This is a genomic window from Vibrio sp. 378 (assembly GCF_033339435.1).
On the sequence record NZ_JAWOUO010000292.1, the window covers coordinates 1 to 869 of the forward strand.

Annotated in this window: 1 protein-coding gene; it reads left to right on the forward strand. The window is 48.0% G+C overall.

Annotation, left to right across the window (positions count from 1 at the left end; translation table 11 throughout):
* The first annotated feature begins 13 nt into the window (after positions 1-13).
* Positions 14-733, forward strand: coding sequence for a beta-ketoacyl-ACP reductase (locus R7Q48_RS25780; RefSeq protein ID WP_025505730.1), 720 nt, complete (start codon positions 14-16; stop codon positions 731-733).
* The last annotated feature ends 136 nt before the right edge of the window (positions 734-869 follow it).

Consider the following 869-nt stretch of genomic DNA (forward strand, 5'->3'; position numbering starts at 1 on the left):
AAGGAAGACCAAGATGAAACACGACAAAGTCGCCGTAGTTACAGGGGCTGCTCGCGGTATAGGGCAGGCCATCTGCGAACAACTACTCGAAGATGGATTCCACGTCGTTGGGCTGGATATCTCGCCTGTGGAATGGAGCCAGTCGGCGCAGCTAAGCAGTTATCAAGTCAATTTGTGCGATGCCGCTGCTGTTAGCGAAGTGGTAGACAGTATTGTAGAGCAGCATGGAAGAATCGATGCGCTGGTTAATAACGCGGGTATTACTCGCGATGCATTGCTGCCAGACATGCTTGAACAAGATTGGGACAGCGTAATCGATGTGAACTTAAAGGCTGTGTTCTTACTTACTCAACGCGTCGCGCCAGTAATGCTAGAGCAGGGCGCAGGTAGCATTGTCAGCATTTCTTCTATCGTGGGTACGGATGGCAATATTGGGCAAAGTAACTACGGTGCAAGTAAAGGCGGCGTCATCTCAATGAGCAAAGGCTGGGCGAAAGAGCTATCGAGAAAAGGCGCTCAAATCCGAGTGAACTGTGTTGCCCCTGGTTTTATCACCACCGACATGACCAAGAACCTGCCAGAGAAAGTCATTCAAATGATGGAAAGTAAAACGCCCCTAGGACGTATGGGCTCGGTGCAAGATATCGCCAATGGCGTTGCGTTTCTGGTCTCTGATAAAAGTGCGTTTATAACCGGACAAGTGCTCAAGATTGACGGTGGGTTGGTATTATAGCTCGCTAATCAAAATCTCAAATAACAAACGCCCTTTACTTATGTGAAGGGCGTTTTTGTTGGGTAACGCTATTCGGGCTTTTGACACGTTCACTTTATTCGTTTCGTACTGCCGGATTTGTATGATTAAGTATAGA